At 71.5% G+C, this 16,642-nt stretch carries 15 protein-coding genes; 6 read left to right on the top strand and 9 right to left on the bottom strand.

The window, feature by feature from the left end; translation table 11 throughout:
* The first annotated feature begins 17 nt into the window (after window positions 1-17).
* From secG to pgi, 3 genes are all read left to right on the top strand, one after another.
* A complete protein-coding gene (gene secG / locus AC3IYI_RS09250) occupies window positions 18-248 on the top strand; it encodes a preprotein translocase subunit SecG (protein ID WP_327309495.1) in 231 nt (76 codons plus the stop codon).
* A gap of 225 nt (window positions 249-473) precedes the next feature.
* A complete protein-coding gene (locus tag AC3IYI_RS09245; RefSeq protein WP_030197743.1) occupies window positions 474-761 on the top strand; it encodes an RNA polymerase-binding protein RbpA in 288 nt (95 codons plus the stop codon).
* Window positions 762-916: 155 nt separating this feature from the next.
* Window positions 917-2,569, top strand: a complete 1,653-nt coding sequence (gene pgi, locus AC3IYI_RS09240; protein ID WP_489411482.1) for a glucose-6-phosphate isomerase — start codon at window positions 917-919, stop codon at window positions 2,567-2,569.
* 77 nt (window positions 2,570-2,646) lie between these two features.
* Here the strand turns inward: pgi and pgl are convergent, their stop codons facing one another.
* From pgl to tkt, 5 genes are all read right to left on the bottom strand, one after another.
* Window positions 2,647-3,429, bottom strand: coding sequence for a 6-phosphogluconolactonase (gene pgl / locus AC3IYI_RS09235; protein WP_489409713.1), 783 nt, complete (start codon window positions 3,427-3,429; stop codon window positions 2,647-2,649).
* Window positions 3,430-3,715: 286 nt separating this feature from the next.
* Window positions 3,716-4,759 carry a glucose-6-phosphate dehydrogenase assembly protein OpcA gene (opcA, locus tag AC3IYI_RS09230; RefSeq protein WP_489409712.1) on the bottom strand — a complete coding sequence of 348 codons (1,044 nt, stop codon included), beginning with the start codon at window positions 4,757-4,759 and terminating at the stop codon, window positions 3,716-3,718.
* Complete coding sequence (gene zwf / locus AC3IYI_RS09225; protein ID WP_243338381.1) at window positions 4,756-6,282, bottom strand: glucose-6-phosphate dehydrogenase; 1,527 nt, start codon at window positions 6,280-6,282, stop codon at window positions 4,756-4,758. The genes opcA and zwf overlap by 4 nt, the downstream gene beginning before the upstream one ends.
* 5 nt (window positions 6,283-6,287) lie before the next feature.
* Window positions 6,288-7,406, bottom strand: a complete 1,119-nt coding sequence (tal, locus tag AC3IYI_RS09220) for a transaldolase (protein WP_489409711.1) — start codon at window positions 7,404-7,406, stop codon at window positions 6,288-6,290.
* Window positions 7,407-7,441: 35 nt separating this feature from the next.
* Window positions 7,442-9,529, bottom strand: a complete 2,088-nt coding sequence (gene tkt / locus AC3IYI_RS09215; RefSeq protein WP_489409710.1) for a transketolase — start codon at window positions 9,527-9,529, stop codon at window positions 7,442-7,444.
* A 238-nt stretch (window positions 9,530-9,767) separates the two neighbouring features.
* Here tkt and AC3IYI_RS09210 point away from each other — a divergent pair, with 238 nt between their 5' ends.
* The 3 genes from AC3IYI_RS09210 to AC3IYI_RS09200 all read left to right on the top strand — a co-directional run bounded on the left by AC3IYI_RS09210 (window position 9,768) and on the right by AC3IYI_RS09200 (window position 12,437).
* Complete coding sequence (locus tag AC3IYI_RS09210; protein WP_489409709.1) at window positions 9,768-10,715, top strand: heme o synthase; 948 nt, start codon at window positions 9,768-9,770, stop codon at window positions 10,713-10,715.
* A gap of 84 nt (window positions 10,716-10,799) precedes the next feature.
* Complete coding sequence (locus AC3IYI_RS09205) at window positions 10,800-11,150, top strand: hypothetical protein (protein ID WP_489409708.1); 351 nt, start codon at window positions 10,800-10,802, stop codon at window positions 11,148-11,150.
* Window positions 11,151-11,291: 141 nt separating this feature from the next.
* Window positions 11,292-12,437 (top strand): amidohydrolase family protein, encoded by a 1,146-nt coding sequence (locus tag AC3IYI_RS09200; protein WP_489409707.1) that lies wholly within the window; start codon window positions 11,292-11,294, stop codon window positions 12,435-12,437.
* A 48-nt stretch (window positions 12,438-12,485) separates the two neighbouring features.
* Here AC3IYI_RS09200 and AC3IYI_RS09195 read toward each other — a convergent pair whose 3' ends face one another.
* From AC3IYI_RS09195 to AC3IYI_RS09180, 4 genes are all read right to left on the bottom strand, one after another.
* Complete coding sequence (locus AC3IYI_RS09195; RefSeq protein WP_489409706.1) at window positions 12,486-13,478, bottom strand: COX15/CtaA family protein; 993 nt, start codon at window positions 13,476-13,478, stop codon at window positions 12,486-12,488.
* Window positions 13,479-13,482: 4 nt separating this feature from the next.
* A complete protein-coding gene (locus tag AC3IYI_RS09190) occupies window positions 13,483-14,619 on the bottom strand; it encodes a hypothetical protein (RefSeq protein WP_489409705.1) in 1,137 nt (378 codons plus the stop codon).
* A 226-nt stretch (window positions 14,620-14,845) separates the two neighbouring features.
* Window positions 14,846-15,613, bottom strand: coding sequence for an ABC transporter permease (locus AC3IYI_RS09185; RefSeq protein ID WP_489409704.1), 768 nt, complete (start codon window positions 15,611-15,613; stop codon window positions 14,846-14,848).
* Between the two features lie 88 nt (window positions 15,614-15,701).
* The gene (locus tag AC3IYI_RS09180) at window positions 15,702-16,628 is read right to left on the bottom strand and encodes an ABC transporter ATP-binding protein (protein ID WP_489409703.1); all 927 of its coding nucleotides are present in this window, start codon (window positions 16,626-16,628) and stop codon (window positions 15,702-15,704) included.
* Window positions 16,629-16,642 lie beyond the last annotated feature (14 nt).

Below are 16,642 nucleotides of genomic sequence, written 5' to 3'. Positions count from 1 at the left end.
AGGAATCAGCCGTGATTTTGGGGTTCGAGATCGCCTTGGTCGTCTTCAGCGCCCTGCTGATGCTGCTCGTGCTGATGCACAAGGGCAAGGGCGGCGGTCTTTCCGACATGTTCGGCGGCGGTATGCAGTCGTCGGTCGGCGGCTCCTCGGTCGCGGAGCGCAACCTCGACCGCATCACCGTGGTGATCGGTCTGCTTTGGTTCGCCTGCATCGTCGCGCTCGGCCTGCTCATGAAGACCAGCAGCTGAACCGTTCTGGCCATTCCGGCCGTCCGGTCGGCTCCCCCCGGCCTATCATGAGGTCCGGCGTTCTTGTCTGGAATGGGTAACTCCACTCCTGGACGGGCGCCCGCCTTACGTAGACTTGGGCGCCCGCGACGGAATCCACTCACGTTTCGCGGCACCATCACGCAGGGAGTTACGACCGTGGCAAGTGGCAACGCGATCCGTGGTAGTCGGGTCGGAGCGGGGCCGATGGGTGAGGCCGAGCGCGGCGAGTCCGCGCCCCGCCTGCGCATCTCCTTCTGGTGCTCGAACGGGCACGAGACGCAGCCGAGCTTCGCCAGCGACGCGCAGGTGCCGGATACCTGGGACTGCCCGCGCTGCGGGTTCCCGGCCGGCCAGGACCGGGACAACCCGCCCGCGCCGCCGCGCACGGAGCCGTACAAGACGCACCTGGCGTACGTGCGGGAGCGGCGGACGGACGCCGACGGCGAGGCGATCCTCGCCGAGGCGCTCGCCAAACTGCGCGGCGAGATCTGACGCGTCCCACCGAACAACCGACGTGGCATCAGGCCCGGCCCGCAGGAGTCTTCTCTCCTGCGGGCCGGGCCGCTTTGTGTCGGTTGTGCCGCTTCCCATCCCTTAGGTTGGAACCGGCGGGGCACGACAGGACAGGAAGTGGGTTGATGTCCGAGATGAACGCAGACAGCCGTACGAGGCTCAACCGGACGCCCGAGTGGCACGCACTCGGCAAGCACCGGGACGAGTTGGGGCAGACGCATCTGCGGGAGCTGTTCGAGGCGAATCCGGGCCGGGGCGCCGGCTACACCCTGCGGGTCGCAGACCTGCACATCGATTACTCGAAGCACCTCGTGACCGACGAGACGCTGACACTGCTGCGCGAACTGGCCGCGGCGACCGGCGTGGCCGGGCTGCGCGAGGCCATGTTCCGCGGCGAGAAGATCAACACGACCGAGGACCGGGCGGTCCTGCACACCGCGCTCCGCGCACCGGCCGACGCGGTCGTCGAAGTGGACGGGGAGAACGTCGTACCCGGCGTCCACGCGGTCCTCGACAAGATGGCCGCCTTCGCCGGCCGCATCCGGTCGGGGGAGTGGACCGGCTCCACCGGCAAGCGCATCAAGAACGTCGTCAACATCGGCATCGGCGGCTCCGACCTGGGACCGGCGATGGCGTACGAGGCGCTGCGCGCCTTCTCCGACCGGGGCCTGACCCTGCGTTTCGTGTCCAACGTGGACGGCGCCGACCTGCACGAGGCCGTGCGGGACCTGGACCCCCACGAGACGCTCTTCATCGTCGCCTCGAAGACCTTCACGACGATCGAGACCATCACCAACGCCACCTCGGCGCGCGCGTGGCTGCTCGCGGGCGTCGGCGGCGACCAGGCGGCCGTGGCACGGCACTTCGTGGCGCTCTCCACCAACGAGGAGAAGGTCTCCGAGTTCGGCATCGACACGGCCAACATGTTCGAGTTCTGGGACTGGGTCGGCGGGCGCTACTCCTTCGACTCCGCGATCGGGCTGTCCCTGATGATCGCGATCGGCCCGGACGCGTTCCGGGAACTGCTCGGCGGATTCCACACGATGGACGAGCACTTCCGCACGGCGCCCCCCGAGGAGAACGCCCCGCTGCTGCTGGGCCTGTTGGGGATCTGGTACGGGGCGTTCTTCGACGCCCAGTCCCACGCCGTGCTCCCGTACAGCCACTACCTCTCCCGGTTCACCGCGTACCTGCAGCAGTTGGACATGGAGTCCAACGGCAAGTCGGTGGACCGCGAGGGCAACCCGGTGGACTGGCAGACCGGACCGGTGGTGTGGGGCACGCCCGGCACCAACGGCCAGCACGCCTACTACCAGTTGCTCCACCAGGGCACCCGGGTGATCCCGGCGGACTTCATCGGCTTCGCGCGGCCGGTCGGCGAACTGCTCCCGGCGCTGGCGGCCCAGCACGACCTGCTGATGGCGAACTTCTTCGCGCAGACGCAGGCACTGGCCTTCGGCAAGACGGCGGACGAGGTCCGGGCGGAGGGCGTCGCCGAACCGCTGGTCCCGCACAAGACCTTCGCGGGCAACCACCCGACGACCACGATCCTGGCGACCGAGCTGACTCCGGCGGTGCTCGGACAGCTGATCGCCCTCTACGAGCACAAGGTGTTCGTCCAGGGCGCGGTGTGGAACATCGACTCCTTCGACCAGTGGGGCGTGGAGCTCGGGAAGGTGCTGGCCAAGCGGATCGAGCCGGCGCTCACCGAAGGCGCGGAGGTGCCCGGCCTGGACGCGTCGACGCGGGCGCTGGTGGCCACGTACCGCTCGCTGCGCGGTCGCTGACCCCGGATCACCCGACGCCGAAGGGCCCGCTCTCCGTGGGGAGGGCGGGCCCTTTCGCGTCGTACGGTCGTACGGGATCAGGCGGAGGCCGGGGGGTACATGGCCGGCGGGAGCTTCGCGGCCGCCGCTCGGTCGAGGAGCCACAGGGTGCGGGCGCGGCCGTACGCGGCGGCCGCCGGTGCCTGGACCTCGCCCGCTCCGCCCAGCGCGATCGCCACCGCTCCGGCCTTGTCCTCGCCGGCCGCGAGGAGCCAGACCTCGCGGGCCGCCCGGATCGCCGGGAGGGTGAGCGAGATGCGGGTCGGCGGCGGCTTCGGCGCGCCGTGGACGCCGACGACCGAGCGCTCGGTCTCGCGGGACGCCGGGTGCTCCGGGAACAGCGAGGCCACGTGCGTGTCCGGGCCGACGCCGAGCATCAGGACGTCGAAGCGGGGGACCGGGCCGTGGTCCTCGGGGCCGGAGGCCTTCTGGAGCTCCGCCGCGTAGGAGGCGGCCGCCGCGTCCACGTCGAGCCCGTACGGGCCGTCGGAGGCGGGCATGGCGTGGACCCGCGCGGGGTCCACCGGGACGGAGTCCAGCAGGGCCTCACGGGCCTGGACGTGGTTGCGCTCGGGGTCGTCGGCGGGCACGTAGCGCTCGTCGCCCCACCACAGGTCGATCCGGGACCAGTCGATGGCGTCCCGGGCCGGGGCCGCGGCCAGCGCGGCGAGCAGGCCGTTGCCGTTGCGGCCGCCGGTGAGGACCACGGACGCGGTGCCGCGGGCGGCCTGTGCGTCCACGATCTTCGTGATCAGCCGGGCGGCTGCGGCCTGGGCCATCAGCTCCTTGTCCCGGTGGACGACGACCTGGGGAGTCGTCATACCCATGTGCTGCCGCCTTGTCGGTAGTTCGGAGTCTTGTGGTGCGGGTACGGACGCCGCTGCGCGGAGCTGCTCCCCGCCCCGCCCTTTCACCGTTTCCCGGGGCTGTGCCCCGGCCCCCGTACGTGCGCTCCGCGCCCGTGCCCTCAAACGCCGGGCGGGCTGGATTTTGCCGTGCAGCGGCAAATCCAGCCCCGCCGGCGTTTGAGGGCACGGGGTCTGGGGCGGAGCCCCAGGGAACGGGCGAAGGGGGGAGGGGACTGCCCCGCGCAGCGGCCCGCGTGTACTACTTCGCCGCGGCCTTCTTGGCCGGCTTCGCCGGAGCCGGCTTCGAGGCCGGAGCCTCAGCCTTGGCCGGGGTCTCCGGCTTGGCGGGAGTCGGCTTCGCGGGCGCCGGCCCGGCCGTGGGGGACAGGCGGGACACGCCGAACTTCAGCGAGGCCTCGTAGGTGTTGTCCGGGTCCAGGCGGCGGAGTTCCTCCGCCAGGAGCTCGGCCGTGTCGCGGCGCTTCAGCGCCACCGCACGGTCGGGCTGCCCCGGCATGCACAGCGTGGCCAGTGCCCCGTCCGCCCGGTCCAGGACGATCTCGCCGTCCTTGGTCTCCAGGCGCACCGCGGTGAGCCCGGGGCCCGCCGAGGAGGTGCGCTTGACGGGGACCCCCAGCCGGTCCGCGAGCCACATCGCCAGCAGTTCGCAGCTCGGGTTGTCGTCCTCGCCGTCGACCGTCGCCGAGGACACCGAGTGGACCTGCTGGTCGAGCGCCGCCGCCAGCATGGAGCGCCACGGGGTGATCCGGGTCCAGGACAGGTCCGTGTCCCCGGGCGCGTAGGCCGCCGCCCGGCTGCCGAGGGCCTCGATCGGGTCCTCGGTGGAGTAGGTGTCCGTGATCCGGCGCTGGCCGAGCGCCCCCAGGGGGTCGCCCGCCAGGTCCTGCGGAGCGCCCTCCGGCCACCAGACGACGACGGGCGCGTCCGGGAGGAGCAGCGGGAGGACCACCGACTGGGCGTGGTCGACCAGTTCGCCGTGCAGGCGGAGCACGACCGTCTCGCCGGTGCCGGAGTCCGTCCCCACGCGGACTTCCGCGTCGAGACGGGCATCGCGGCGGCTGCGCGGCGAGCGGCTGACCCGCTTGATGACCACGACGATCCGCGAGGGGTGTTCGCGGGAGGCGTCGTTCGCCGACTTGAGCGCGTCGTACGCGTTCTCCTCGTCGGTCACGATCACCAGCGTGAGCACCATCCCGATGGCAGGCGTGCCGATGTCCCGGCGCGCCTGCACCAACGAGGCGTTGATCTTGCTGGAGTTGGTCTCCGTGAGATCGATCTTCATGGCCGGCGCCAGCTCCGTCCGTCTCGTGCGAGCATCTCGTCCGCCTCGACCGGTCCCCAGGTGCCCGACGGGTACTGGGCGGGCTTGCCGTGCGTGTCCCAGTACCGCTCGATCGGGTCGAGGATGTTCCAGGACAGCTCGACCTCCTGGTGGCGCGGGAACAGGTTCGCGTCACCCAGCAGCACGTCGAGGATCAGCCGCTCGTAGGCCTCGGGGCTCGACTCCGTGAAGGACTCGCCGTAGGCGAAGTCCATCGTCACGTCCCGGACCTCCATGGAGGTGCCCGGAACCTTGGAGCCGAAGCGCACCGTCACGCCCTCGTCCGGCTGGACCCGGATGACCAGGGCGTTCTGCCCCAGCTCCTCGGTCGCGCCCGATTCGAACGGCAGGTACGGGGCCCGCTTGAAGACGACCGCGATCTCGGTCACCCGGCGGCCCAGGCGCTTGCCCGTCCGCAGGTAGAACGGGACGCCCGCCCAGCGGCGGTTGTTGATCTCCAGGCGGATCGCCGCGTAGGTGTCGGTCTTCGACTTGGGGTCGATGCCGTCCTCTTCGAGGTACCCGACGACCTTCTCGCCGCCCTGCCACGCAGCCGAGTACTGGCCGCGCACGGTGTGCTTGCCCAGGTCCTCGGGCAGCTCCACGGCGGTCAGCACCTTGAGCTTCTCGGCCACCAGCGCCTTCGGGTGGAAGGAGCCGGGCTCCTCCATCGCCGTGAGCGCCAGCAGCTGGAGCAGGTGGTTCTGGATGACGTCGCGGGCCGCGCCGATGCCGTCGTAGTAGCCGGCCCGGCCGCCGATGCCGATGTCCTCGGCCATGGTGATCTGCACGTGGTCGACGTACGACCGGTTCCAGATCGGCTCGAACATCGTGTTCGCGAAGCGGAGCGCCAGGATGTTCTGGACGGTCTCCTTGCCCAGGTAGTGGTCGATCCGGAAGACCTCGTTGGGCGGGAAGACGTCGTGCACGAGCTGGTTGAGCTCCTGCGCACTGGTCAGGTCGTGCCCGAACGGCTTCTCGATGACCGCGCGCCGCCAGGAGCCTTCCTTCTGCGCCAGCCCGTGCTTCTTGAGCTGGGCGACGACCTTGGGGAAGAACTTCGGCGGGACGGACAGGTAGAAGGCGAAGTTGCCGCCGGTGCCCTGCGCCTTGTCCAGCTCCTCGATCGTCGACTTCAGCGTCTCGAACGCCTGGTCGTCGTCGAAGTCGCCCTGGACGAAGCGGCAGCCCTGGACGAGCTGCTGCCAGACCTCTTCACGGAAGGGGGTGCGCGCGTGCTGCTTGACCGCGTCGTGAACCTCCTGCGCGAAGTCCTCGTCCTGCCACTCGCGCCGGGCGAAGCCGATCAGGGAGAAGCCCGGCGGGAGCAGGCCGCGGTTGGCGAGGTCGTAGACGGCAGGCATCAGCTTCTTGCGCGACAGGTCACCCGTAACGCCGAAAATGACCAGGCCGGACGGCCCCGCGATGCGCGGGAGCCGCCGGTCCTGTGCGTCACGAAGCGGGTTCGCTCCGTTTACAGACAAAGTGTTCAGGCCTCCGTGGGGGCGAGGCGCTCAAGCTCCGCCTCGGTCGACTTCAGCAGGTCGTTCCAGGACACCGCGAACTTCTCGACGCCCTCTTCCTCGAGCAGCTGCACCACATCGTCGTACGAAATGCCCAGCTTCGCGACCGCGGTGAGCTCGGCGCGCGCCTGCTCGTACGTGCCGCGGATGGTGTCGCCCTCGACCACGCCGTGGTCGGCGGTGGCCTCGAGGGTGCCCTCGGGCATGGTGTTCACGGTGCCGGGGGCGACCAGGTCCACCACGTACAGGGTGTCCTTGTAGGCCGGGTCCTTGACGCCGGTCGAGGCCCAGAGCGGACGCTGCTTGTTGGCGTGCGCCTTGTCCAGGGCGGCCCAGCGCTCGGTGGAGAAGACCTCTTCGAAGGCCTCGTAGGCCAGACGGGCGTTCGCGAGCGCCGCCTTGCCCTTGAGGGCCTTCGCCTCGTCGGTGCCGACGCCGTCAAGGCGCTTGTCGATCTCGGAGTCCACGCGGGACACGAAGAAGGAGGCGACCGAGTGGATCTTGGAGAGGTCCAGGCCCGCGGCCTTCGCCTTCTCCAGGCCCGCCAGGTACGCGTCCATGACCTCGCGGTAACGCTCCAGCGAGAAGATCAGCGTGACGTTGACGCTGATGCCCTTGCCGATGACCTCGGTGATCGCCGGCAGGCCGGCCTTGGTCGCCGGGATCTTGATGAGCGTGTTCGGACGGTCCACCAGCCACGCGAGCTGCTTGGCCTCGGCGATGGTCGCCGCGGTGTTGTGGGCCAGACGGGGGTCGACCTCGATCGAGACCCGGCCGTCCTGGCCCTCGGTCGAGTCGTAGACCGGGCGCAGGATGTCGGCGGCGTCGCGGACGTCCGCCGTGGTGATCATGCGGATCGCCTCTTCGACGGTGACCTTGCGGGCGGCCAGGTCGGCGAGCTGCTGCCCGTACCCCTCGCCGCCGCTGATCGCCTTCTGGAAGATCGCCGGGTTGGTGGTGACACCCACCACGTGCTGCTGGTCGATGAGCTCGGCCAGGTTGCCGGACGTGATCCGCTTGCGGGACAGGTCGTCCAGCCAGATCGCCACGCCCTCGTCGGAAAGGCGCTTCAGTGCGTCTGTCATGGGAATTGCATCTCCTACTGGTCTGGGTGCGGGAGTCAGCGCGCGGCGGCGGCGAGCGAGTCGCGTGCGGCGGCGGTCACGGCTTCGGCCGTCAGGCCGAACTCGCGGTACAGCACGGCGCCGTCGGCCGAGGCGCCGAAGTGCTCCAGCGAGACGATCCGGCCCGCGTCGCCGACGTAGCGGTGCCAGGTCAGACCGATGCCGGCCTCGACCGCGACGCGCGCCTTGACCGAAGGCGGCAGGACGCTGTCCTTGTACTCCTGGGACTGCTCCTCGAACCACTCGACGGACGGCATCGAGACGACCCGCGCCGGGACGCCCTCGGCCTGCAGCGCCTCGCGCGCGGCCACGGCGAGCTGGACCTCGGAGCCGGTGCCGATGAGCACGACCTCGGCGGGACCGCCTTCGGCCTCGAAGAGCACGTATCCGCCCTTGGCGGCGTCCTCGTTGCGCTCGTAGGTCGGCACGCCCTGGCGGGTCAGCGCCAGTCCGTGCGGGGCGCCCTTGCCGAAGACCTTGGTGTGGCGCTTCAGGATCTCGCGCCAGGCGACGGCGGTCTCGTTCGCGTCGGCCGGACGGACCACGTTCAGGCCCGGGATGGCGCGCAGCGCGGCGACGTGCTCGACCGGCTGGTGCGTCGGGCCGTCCTCGCCGAGGCCGATGGAGTCGTGCGTCCACACGTAGGTGACCGGCACGTGCATCAGGGCGGAGAGGCGCACGGCGTTGCGCATGTAGTCGGAGAACACCAGGAAGGTGCCGCCGTAGATGCGGGTGTGGCCGTGCAGCGCGATGCCGTTCATGGCCGCGGCCATGGCGTGCTCGCGGATGCCGAAGTGGATGGTGCGGCCGTACGGGTCGGCCTCCGGCAGCGGGTTGCCCACCGGCAGGAACGAGGAGTTCTTGTCGATGGTGGTGTTGTTGGAGCCGGCCAGGTCGGCCGAGCCGCCCCACAGCTCCGGGATGACCGCGCCGAGCGCTTCGAGGACCTTGCCCGAGGCGGCGCGGGTGGCGACGCCCTTGCCGGCCTCGAAGACGGGGAGCTTGTCCTCCCAGCCCGCGGGCAGCTCGTTGGCGTTGATGCGGTCGAACTCGGCGGCGCGCTCCGGGTTGGCGGTGCGCCAGGCGGAGAACTCCTTCTCCCAGGCGGCGCGGGCCTCGCGGCCCCGGTCACCGAGGGAGCGGGTGTGCGCGATGACCTCGTCGGAGACCTCGAAGGTCTGCTCCGGGTCGAAGCCGAGCACGCGCTTGGTGGCGGCGACCTCGTCGTTGCCGAGGGCCGAGCCGTGCGAGGCCTCGGTGCCCTGGGCGTGCGGCGCCGGCCAGGCGATGATCGAGCGGGCCGCGATGAAGGAGGGGCGCTCCGTCTCGGCCTTGGCGGCCTGGAAGGCGGCGAACAGCGCCTTCGGGTCGAGGTCGCCGTTGGCCTGCGCGGCGACGCGCTGGACGTGCCAGCCGTACGCCTCGTAGCGCTTGAGGGTGTCCTCGGAGACGGCCGTCTCCGTGTCGCCCTCGATGGAGATGTGGTTGTCGTCCCACAGCAGCACCAGGTTGCCGAGCTTCTGGTGGCCCGCCAGCGCGGACGCCTCGTGGGAGATGCCCTCCTGGAGGCAGCCGTCGCCCGCGATCGCGTAGATCATGTGGTCGAACGGGGACGCGCCCACGGCGGCCTCGGGGTCGAACAGGCCGCGCTCGTAGCGGGCGGCCATGGCCATGCCCACCGCGTTGGCGATGCCCTGGCCCAGCGGGCCGGTGGTGGTCTCGACGGCCGCGGTGTGGCCGTACTCCGGGTGGCCCGGGGTCTTCGAACCCCAGGTGCGGAAGGCCTTCAGGTCGTCCAGCTCGAGCCCGAACCCGCCGAGGTACAGCTGGGTGTAGAGGGTCAGCGAGGAGTGACCCGCGGAGAGCACGAAACGGTCGCGACCGACCCACTCCGGGTCCGCCGGGTCGTGCCGCATCACCTTCTGGAAGAGGGTGTACGCGGCGGGGGCCAGGCTCATCGCCGTACCGGGGTGGCCGTTACCGACCTTCTGGACCGCGTCGGCGGCCAGGATCCGGGCGGTGTCGACAGCACGCTGGTCCAGTTCGGTCCAGTCGAGCTCTGTGGTCGTCGGCTTGGTGCTCAACGTGGGTCAGGGCTCCTCTCCACATGTCTAGTCCCGGTGACGAACGGTGCACCGGCGCGATTCCGAGCCTACCCCCGCAACGGCGTGCAGCTATTCGAGTGCCCACGGTCCGTCACCGGTTGTTCAGCTCCGTTCGGGCCAACACGACGCGACCCCCGCGCGGGGCGACGTAAGACCAACGTCTAGAGTGGCGTGGTACGTGCAAGCCTTACGGTGCTTGCTGGTTTCTCTCTCAGGGGTGCGTGTGACGGCCGTCGAATCCCGTCCAGCGGGGGTGCTCGGGACGAGCCCCGTTCACCGGCCGTTCGGGGCCCGGGTCATGGCTTTCGTGGCTTTGACCAAGCCGCGGATCATCGAACTTCTGCTGATCACCACAGTGCCGGTGATGTTCCTCGCCGAGCAGGGCGTGCCCTCGCTGTGGCTGGTCCTCGCCACCTGCTTCGGCGGTTACCTGTCCGCGGGCGGCGCCAACGCGCTGAACATGTACATCGACCGCGACATCGACGCGCTGATGGACCGGACCTCGGGACGCCCGCTGGTGACCGGCATGGTCAGCCCGCGCGAGTGCCTGGTCTTCGGCATCACCCTCGGGATCGCGTCCACCCTGTTCTTCGGGCTGCTGATCAACTGGCTCTCGGCCGCGCTCGCGCTCGGCGCGCTCCTCTTCTATGTCGTCGTCTACACGATGCTGTTGAAGCGGCGCACCTCGCAGAACATCGTCTGGGGCGGCATCGCGGGCTGCATGCCGGTGCTCATCGGCTGGTCGGCAGTGAAGAACGAGGTCTCCTGGGCCGCGGTCATCCTCTTCCTCGTCATCTTCTTCTGGACGCCGCCGCACTACTGGCCGCTGTCGATGAAGGTGAAGGACGACTACGCGCGGGTCGGCGTGCCGATGCTGCCGGTCGTGGCGGGCAACAAGGCCGTGGCCAAGCAGATCGTCCTCTACAGCTGGGTGATGGTGGCGGTCTCGCTGCTGCTGACCCCGCTGGGGTACACCGGCTGGTTCTACACCTCGGTCGCACTGGTGGCCGGCGGCTGGTGGCTGTGGGAGGCGCACGGGCTCAACGCGCGCGCCAAGTCGGGCGTGACGGGCGCGAAGCTCAAGGAGATGCGGCTGTTCCACTGGTCGATCACCTATGTGTCGCTGCTCTTCGTCGCCGTCGCCGTGGATCCCTTCCTCCGCTGACGCTTCCCCCGCCGGCGCTTCCTCCGGTCATGCACTCCTCGGTGATGCTTCCTTCCTTCATTACCCGCCGGTAGCATGCTGCCCATGGCAGACACCGAGGAGACCGCCGCCACGGCGGACAAGAAGCAGGACCGTACGGCCGCGAAGCTGGCCAAGCAGATCGGCGCGTTCGCCAAGCAGCACGGCGGCGCCGAGGGCCACCTCTCGCACATCGGCCAGGCGGGCACCCGGATCGTCCTCGTCGGCACCGACGGAGGCTGGGGCGACCTGGTGGCCCCGGCGTACGACACCGCGCGGCTCGCGGCCGAGAAGGCCGGGCTGACCCTCCACGAGGAGTTCGACGGCGAGTTCGCCGCGCGGGTGCGGACGGGGCCGTACGAGTGGTCCCGGATGGCCGGCATGCAGCTCGGCGGAACCGCGAATCCGGCGGCCTGACCCGGTTGATCTTGGCTTGATCATTGGCTTGATCGTTTCTGCGTCGCCCGCTCGGTCAACAGCGCGAGCAACACCTCACACCCCGCTCACCCGTTAGGACGTGTGGAAGCCCCTTCCTCACGTCCGCAACGGGATGCCCGGATGATCGAAACGCCGCCCCTGGTGGACCAGTACTGCCAGGGAGTGCTCCGCACGGAGCTCGGCCTCGCCACCTTCGAGGCCCAGCTCGTCCCCTCGGCCGGCCCGCCCGCCGCCGGCACCACCTTCTTCGACACCCAGACCGGCTTCGCGGTGCGCCGCTGGTGCCCGCCGCTGCTCGGGCTCGAACCGCACTGCGCCCCCGCCCGCTACCTCGCCCGGCGGCGCGAGCTGGGCGCCGCCGAGTCGGCCCGCCGACTGCTGCGCGGCTGCGGGGTCGGCGCCCGGCTCGTCGACACCGGGGCGCCCGGGGATCTGACGGGCCCCAAGGAACTGGCTCTGGCCGGCGAGGCGGAGGCCTTCGAGCTGGTGCGGCCCGAGCTGCTGGCCGAGCAGGCGGCGGACACCTCCGGGACCGTGGCCGCCTTCCTGGCCAACCTCTCGGGGGCGGTCCACCACGCCGCCGCCGGGGCCGTGGCCTTCACCTGCGGGGCCGGGGCCGAGGCCGGCGCCGGGGCCGGCGCCGGGGCGGGCCGTGCGGCCCGGGCCTGGGGAGCCGCCCTCGAAGCCGCGCCCGAGCCGCCCGGTCCGGGCGAGGTGCGGGGCGCGGCCGGGCGCTGGCTGGCCGCGCGGGCCAAGGGCGAAGCCGTACGGGATCCCGTACTCCTGCGGCACCTGGCGTGGAGCGCGGTGTCCGCCGGCCTGCCGCTCCAGCTGCACACGGGCGGGGAGTCGGGGGATCCGGAGCGGCTGACCGGGTTCCTGCGGGCGACCGAAGGCCCGGGGGCGCGGCTGGTGCTGCTCGGCGGGTACCCCCACCACCGGCAGGCCGCGCGGCTGACCGCGGCCTTTCCGCACGTACACGCCGACCTCGGCGCGGCGCTGGGGTCCACGGGAGCGCGGGCGGCCGCCGTACTGGCGGAGTGCCTGGAGACCGCGCCGTTCGGAAAGCTGATGTTCTCCGGCGGCGGACGCCGGCTGCCGGAACTGCACGCGGTGGGCGCGCTGGTCTTCCGGGAGGCGCTCGGCCGGGTGCTCGGCGGCTGGGTCGCCGACGGCTCCTGGTCCTGGCGGGACGCGGAGCGGGTGGCGGCGATGGTCGCGGCGGGCAACGCCCGCCGCGTCTACCGGCTGGACGAACGGGGCTGACGAGCGGGGCCGACGCGCGAGTCAGGCCCCCGGAGGGAACGCGGGCGGTCAGACCGCAGCGAGCCGGGCGTCGTCCTGGGCCGGGATCCCGGCCTGCTCGGACGACGGACGCTCGCGCAGGCTCAGCGCCACCCGGACCACCGAGATCCACACCAGGCAGGAGCCGAGCATGTGGGCCGCCACGAGGGCCTCGGGCACGTCGGTGAAGTACTGGACGTAGCCGATGGCGCCCTGGGAGAGCAGCACGATCAGCAGGTCACGGGCGCGCGCCCGGGTGTCCACGGGGGCATCGACCACGCGCAGCACCAGCCACATCGCGACGGCGAGCGCGCAGACCACCCACGCGGAGATCGCGTGGACGTGGGCGACGGCCGACCAGTCGAAGGGCATCCGCTTGATCTCGCTGCTGTCACCGGCGTGCGGGCCGGAACCGGTGACCACGGTGCCCGCCGCGATCAGTACGGCGGTGGCCGCGAGCAGCGCCCACGCGAGCTTGCTCACCGGAGCGGGCACGCGCGGCCGGGCCGGGCCGTCGCCCTCGCGGGTCCGCTGCCAGGTGATCACCGTCACGGTGATCAGCGAGGTGGCGAGCAGGAAGTGCCCGGCCACGCTGTAGGGATTGAGGCCGGTCAGGACGGTGATGCCGCCGAGGACCGCGTTGCCCATCACGATGGCGAACTGGAGCCAGCCGAGCCGGGTCAGCGAGCGGCGCCACGGCGTGGCGCAGCGGGCGGTGGTGATCGCCCAGCCAACGGCCGCGCTGAGCACGTACGTCAGCATGCGGTTGCCGAACTCGATGGCGCCGTGGAAGCCCTGTTCCTGGGTCACGATCAGGCTGTCGCTCGTGCACTTGGGCCAGGTGTCGCAGCCGAGACCGGATCCGGTCAGCCGCACCGCGCCGCCGGTGACGACGATGGCGACGCTCATGAGCACCGCTGCGAACGCGGCCCGCCGGACGGTCCGGGGTGACGGAGTCCAGCGGCTGGCGAGATATGCGAAGGGGGTCAACACGGCCCTTATCGTACGCGGACACTTGTGCAAAGTTTCACGAGGGGGTGGCGGTCGCGCCGTCAGGCCCGATGACCAGCCGGAACCGGGCCCCGGCGGGGTCGCCTTCCGCGTGCCACCACACACGGATCCGCCAATGCGCGCCCTCGCCCGGGTAGTCGGCCGAGGTCGCGAAGCCGCGTACCAATTCGGCTCCTACGTCCTCGGCTGTCCTATTCCTCACTTCCGCCCCGCTGTGCCAGGGATGTAACTGTACGTTCCACAGCCCGTCGGAGCCGCGGACCTCGACGCGCCACACCGCGACCCAGGGGGTCACCTCCAGCATCGTGTGGACCTGGTCGGCCTCCAGGCCCAGCCGGGCGGCGATCTCCGCCTCGGGGACGCCCTGGACGCGGGCGGCCACCACGGCCTGGGGCAGCAGTCGTTCGGGCAGCAGCCCGCGCGTGCGCAGGCCGGCCAGGGAGGCGAAGGACAGGAAGCGCAGCCGCAGTTCGAGCTGGCGGCCGATGTGGTCCAGGGCCTCCTCGGCACCCTGTGACTCCTCGGAGCCGGGATCGGCGAGCAGCAGCCGCCGGAAGGAGCCCTCCGCGTCGACGGCCCAGGCCACGGACTCCTCGGCCAGACCCAGCTCCGCGAGCCGGTCGCCCAGGAACACCTTCGCCTGCGCGAGGCCCCGCTGATTGACCGGATCCTCCTGGTCCAGCGCCGCCCAGACCTCCACCGCGCCGCGCGTCAGGTCCCGGGCCCGCTCCCCGGCGGCCCGTTCCATGGCGCTCGGGCCGCTCTCGGAGCCGGGGCCCAGCGGGTGCTTCGGCAGCCGCTCCCCGTCGCTGAGGGGCCAGGACAGCCAGACCCCCTGGTTGATCAGGCCCCGGGCGTACCAGCGGGCGTACTCGGCTGCGTGCCCGGCCGCCTGCTGCGAGAACCGCAGCCCCTCCTCGATGGCGGCCAGCGCCCCGGCCCGGTCCCCGCCGGCGAACCGGCGGGCCGCCAGGTCGCCGAGGCGCAGACCCAGCCGGGCCGCGCACTCGGCGTCGGTGCGGGCCGGCTCGCGCAGGGCTCCGATCAGCTCGGCCAGCAGGGCGTCGGCCTCCGCGGGCTCCGCGTGCGCCGCGCCCGACCGGATCCGTGCCCACTGCTCGTCCAGCCGCAGAACGGCCTCCTGCTGCGCCATGTCAGCCCCCCGGCTCCATGCGTGAAGGTGCCCATCCTCCTGGAAACGCCCGGCCGGCCGGGAGTGTTCCGATCAAACACCTAGGGGCATTCGAGTGATGGTACGGTGACACTGCGTAACCGGGCGGGTCTCAACCCGGCTGGCATTGATCGCGTAAGCCTTGCCCGTCCGCTGGACGGGCGAGCAGGGTGAGCCAGGAAGTTCCCCCGCCTGCGGGGGAGCGGGGTCAATCCCAGCGGAACAGGCGCGCAGCAGCGCCCAGGCCGAGTACGGCCCAGCAGGTAAGCACGGCCGCGTCGCCCCAGGGCAGCGCGGCCCCGTGCTGGAGCACCTCGCGCAGTCCGTCGGAGAGCGCCGAGATCGGGAGCAGGCCGAGGGCGGACTGCACCGCTCCGGGGAACTTGTCCAGCGGCACGATCACCCCGCCGCCGACCAGGAGCAGCAGGAAGACCAGGTTGGCGGCGGCCAGGGTGGCCTCCGCCTTGAGGGTGCCCGCCATCAGCAGGCCGAGCCCGGAGAAGGCGGCGGTGCCGAGCAGGATCAGCACGGCGACGGACAGCGGGTTGCCGTGCGGGGACCAGCCCAGGGCGAAGGCGATCACCGTCAGCAGCGCGATCTGCAGCACCTCGGTGACCAGCACGGACAGCGTCTTGGCCGCCATCAGGGCCCAGCGCGGCAGCGGGGAGGCCCCGAGCCGCTTGAGGACCCCGTAGCGCCGGTCGAAGCCGGTGGCGATGGCCTGGCCGGTGAAGGCGGTGGACATCACGGCCAGCGCCAGGATGCCGGGGGCGAGGAAGTCCACGGACTTGCCCGTGCCCACATCGATGATGTCGACCGCCGAGAACAGCACCAGCAGCAGCGCCGGGATGATCACGGTCAGCAGGAGCTGCTCGCCGTTGCGCAGCAGCATCCGGGTTTCCAGCGCGGTCTGCGCCAGGATCATGCGGGACACGGGCGCGGCCCCCGGGCGGGGGGTGAACGTACCGGCGCTCATGCGCGCAGCTCCTTACCGGTCAGTTCGAGGCTGTGTCTTCCCGGGGGACAACCCCCGGACCCCCGGCGAGGGTCGGTGGCGATCGGCGTCATGAACGCAGCTCCTTACCGGTGAGCTCCAGAAAAACGTCTTCGAGGGTGTGCCGCTCCACCGAGAGGCTGTCGGGCATCACCCCGTGCTGCGCGCACCAGGAGGCGACGGTGGCCAGCAGCTGGGGGTCCACGTCGCCGGTGACCCGGTAGACGCCGGGGAGGAGCTCGGCGGCCTGGGTGCCGTCGGGCAGCGCCTTCAGCAGGGATCCGACGTCGAGCGCGGGGCGGCCGGTGAAGCGCAGGGTGTTCTCGGCTCCGCCGCGGCACAGCGCGTCGGGGGTGCCGTGGGCGATGACCTTGCCGGCGTCGACGATGGCGACCTCGTCCGCGAGCTGCTCGGCCTCGTCCATGTGGTGCGTGGTGAGGACGACCGAGACCCCGTCGGCGCGCAGTTCCCGTACGAGTTCCCAGGTCGCGCGGCGGGCCTGCGGGTCGAGGCCGGCGGTCGGCTCGTCCAGGAAGACCAGCTCGGGGCGGCCGACGACGGCCATGGCGAGGGCCAGGCGCTGCTGCTGGCCGCCGGAGAGCCGGCGGTAGGCGGTGCGGCCGCAGCCGCCGAGGCCGAGGCGTTCCACCAGGGTGGGGACGTCCAGGGGGTCGGCGTAGAGCTTGGCCATGTGGCGCAGCATCTCGACGGCCCGGGCGCCGGAGTAGACGCCGCCGGACTGGAGCATCACGCCGATGCGCGGGCGCAGGGAGTCGGCCTGCGCGACGGGGTCGAGGCCGAGGACGCGGACGGATCCGGCGTCGGGGCGGCGGTAGCCCTCGCAGGTTTCCACAGTGGTCGTTTTGCCCGCGCCGTTGGGACCGAGGACTGCGGTGACCGAGGCCCTCCGGACGGTGAGGTCCAGGCCGTCCACCGCGGTTTTGGGGCCGTACCGCTTCACCAGTCCGCGGATTTCCACGGCGGGGTCGTTGCTCATGGGGAGTGAGTCTA

Source organism: Streptomyces sp. GL_148 (assembly GCF_057834205.1).
This window is presented reverse-complemented; position numbering and strand designations above follow the sequence as displayed.

Excerpts from the sequence above, each read along its gene's own strand:
- AC3IYI_RS09245 (WP_030197743.1), top strand. The coding sequence starts at position 474 with ATGGGTGAGGCCGAGCGCGGCGAGTCCGCGCCCCGCCTGCGCATCTCC.
- pgi (WP_489411482.1), top strand. The coding sequence starts at position 917 with ATGAACGCAGACAGCCGTACGAGGCTCAACCGGACGCCCGAGTGGCAC.
- pgl (WP_489409713.1), bottom strand. The coding sequence starts at position 3,429 with ATGACGACTCCCCAGGTCGTCGTCCACCGGGACAAGGAGCTGATGGCC.
- opcA (WP_489409712.1), bottom strand. The coding sequence starts at position 4,759 with ATGAAGATCGATCTCACGGAGACCAACTCCAGCAAGATCAACGCCTCG.
- tal (WP_489409711.1), bottom strand. The coding sequence starts at position 7,406 with ATGACAGACGCACTGAAGCGCCTTTCCGACGAGGGCGTGGCGATCTGG.
- AC3IYI_RS09205 (WP_489409708.1), top strand. The coding sequence starts at position 10,800 with ATGGCAGACACCGAGGAGACCGCCGCCACGGCGGACAAGAAGCAGGAC.
- AC3IYI_RS09200 (WP_489409707.1), top strand. The coding sequence starts at position 11,292 with ATGATCGAAACGCCGCCCCTGGTGGACCAGTACTGCCAGGGAGTGCTC.
- AC3IYI_RS09190 (WP_489409705.1), bottom strand. The coding sequence starts at position 14,619 with ATGGCGCAGCAGGAGGCCGTTCTGCGGCTGGACGAGCAGTGGGCACGG.
- AC3IYI_RS09185 (WP_489409704.1), bottom strand. The coding sequence starts at position 15,613 with ATGAGCGCCGGTACGTTCACCCCCCGCCCGGGGGCCGCGCCCGTGTCC.
- AC3IYI_RS09180 (WP_489409703.1), bottom strand. The coding sequence starts at position 16,628 with ATGAGCAACGACCCCGCCGTGGAAATCCGCGGACTGGTGAAGCGGTAC.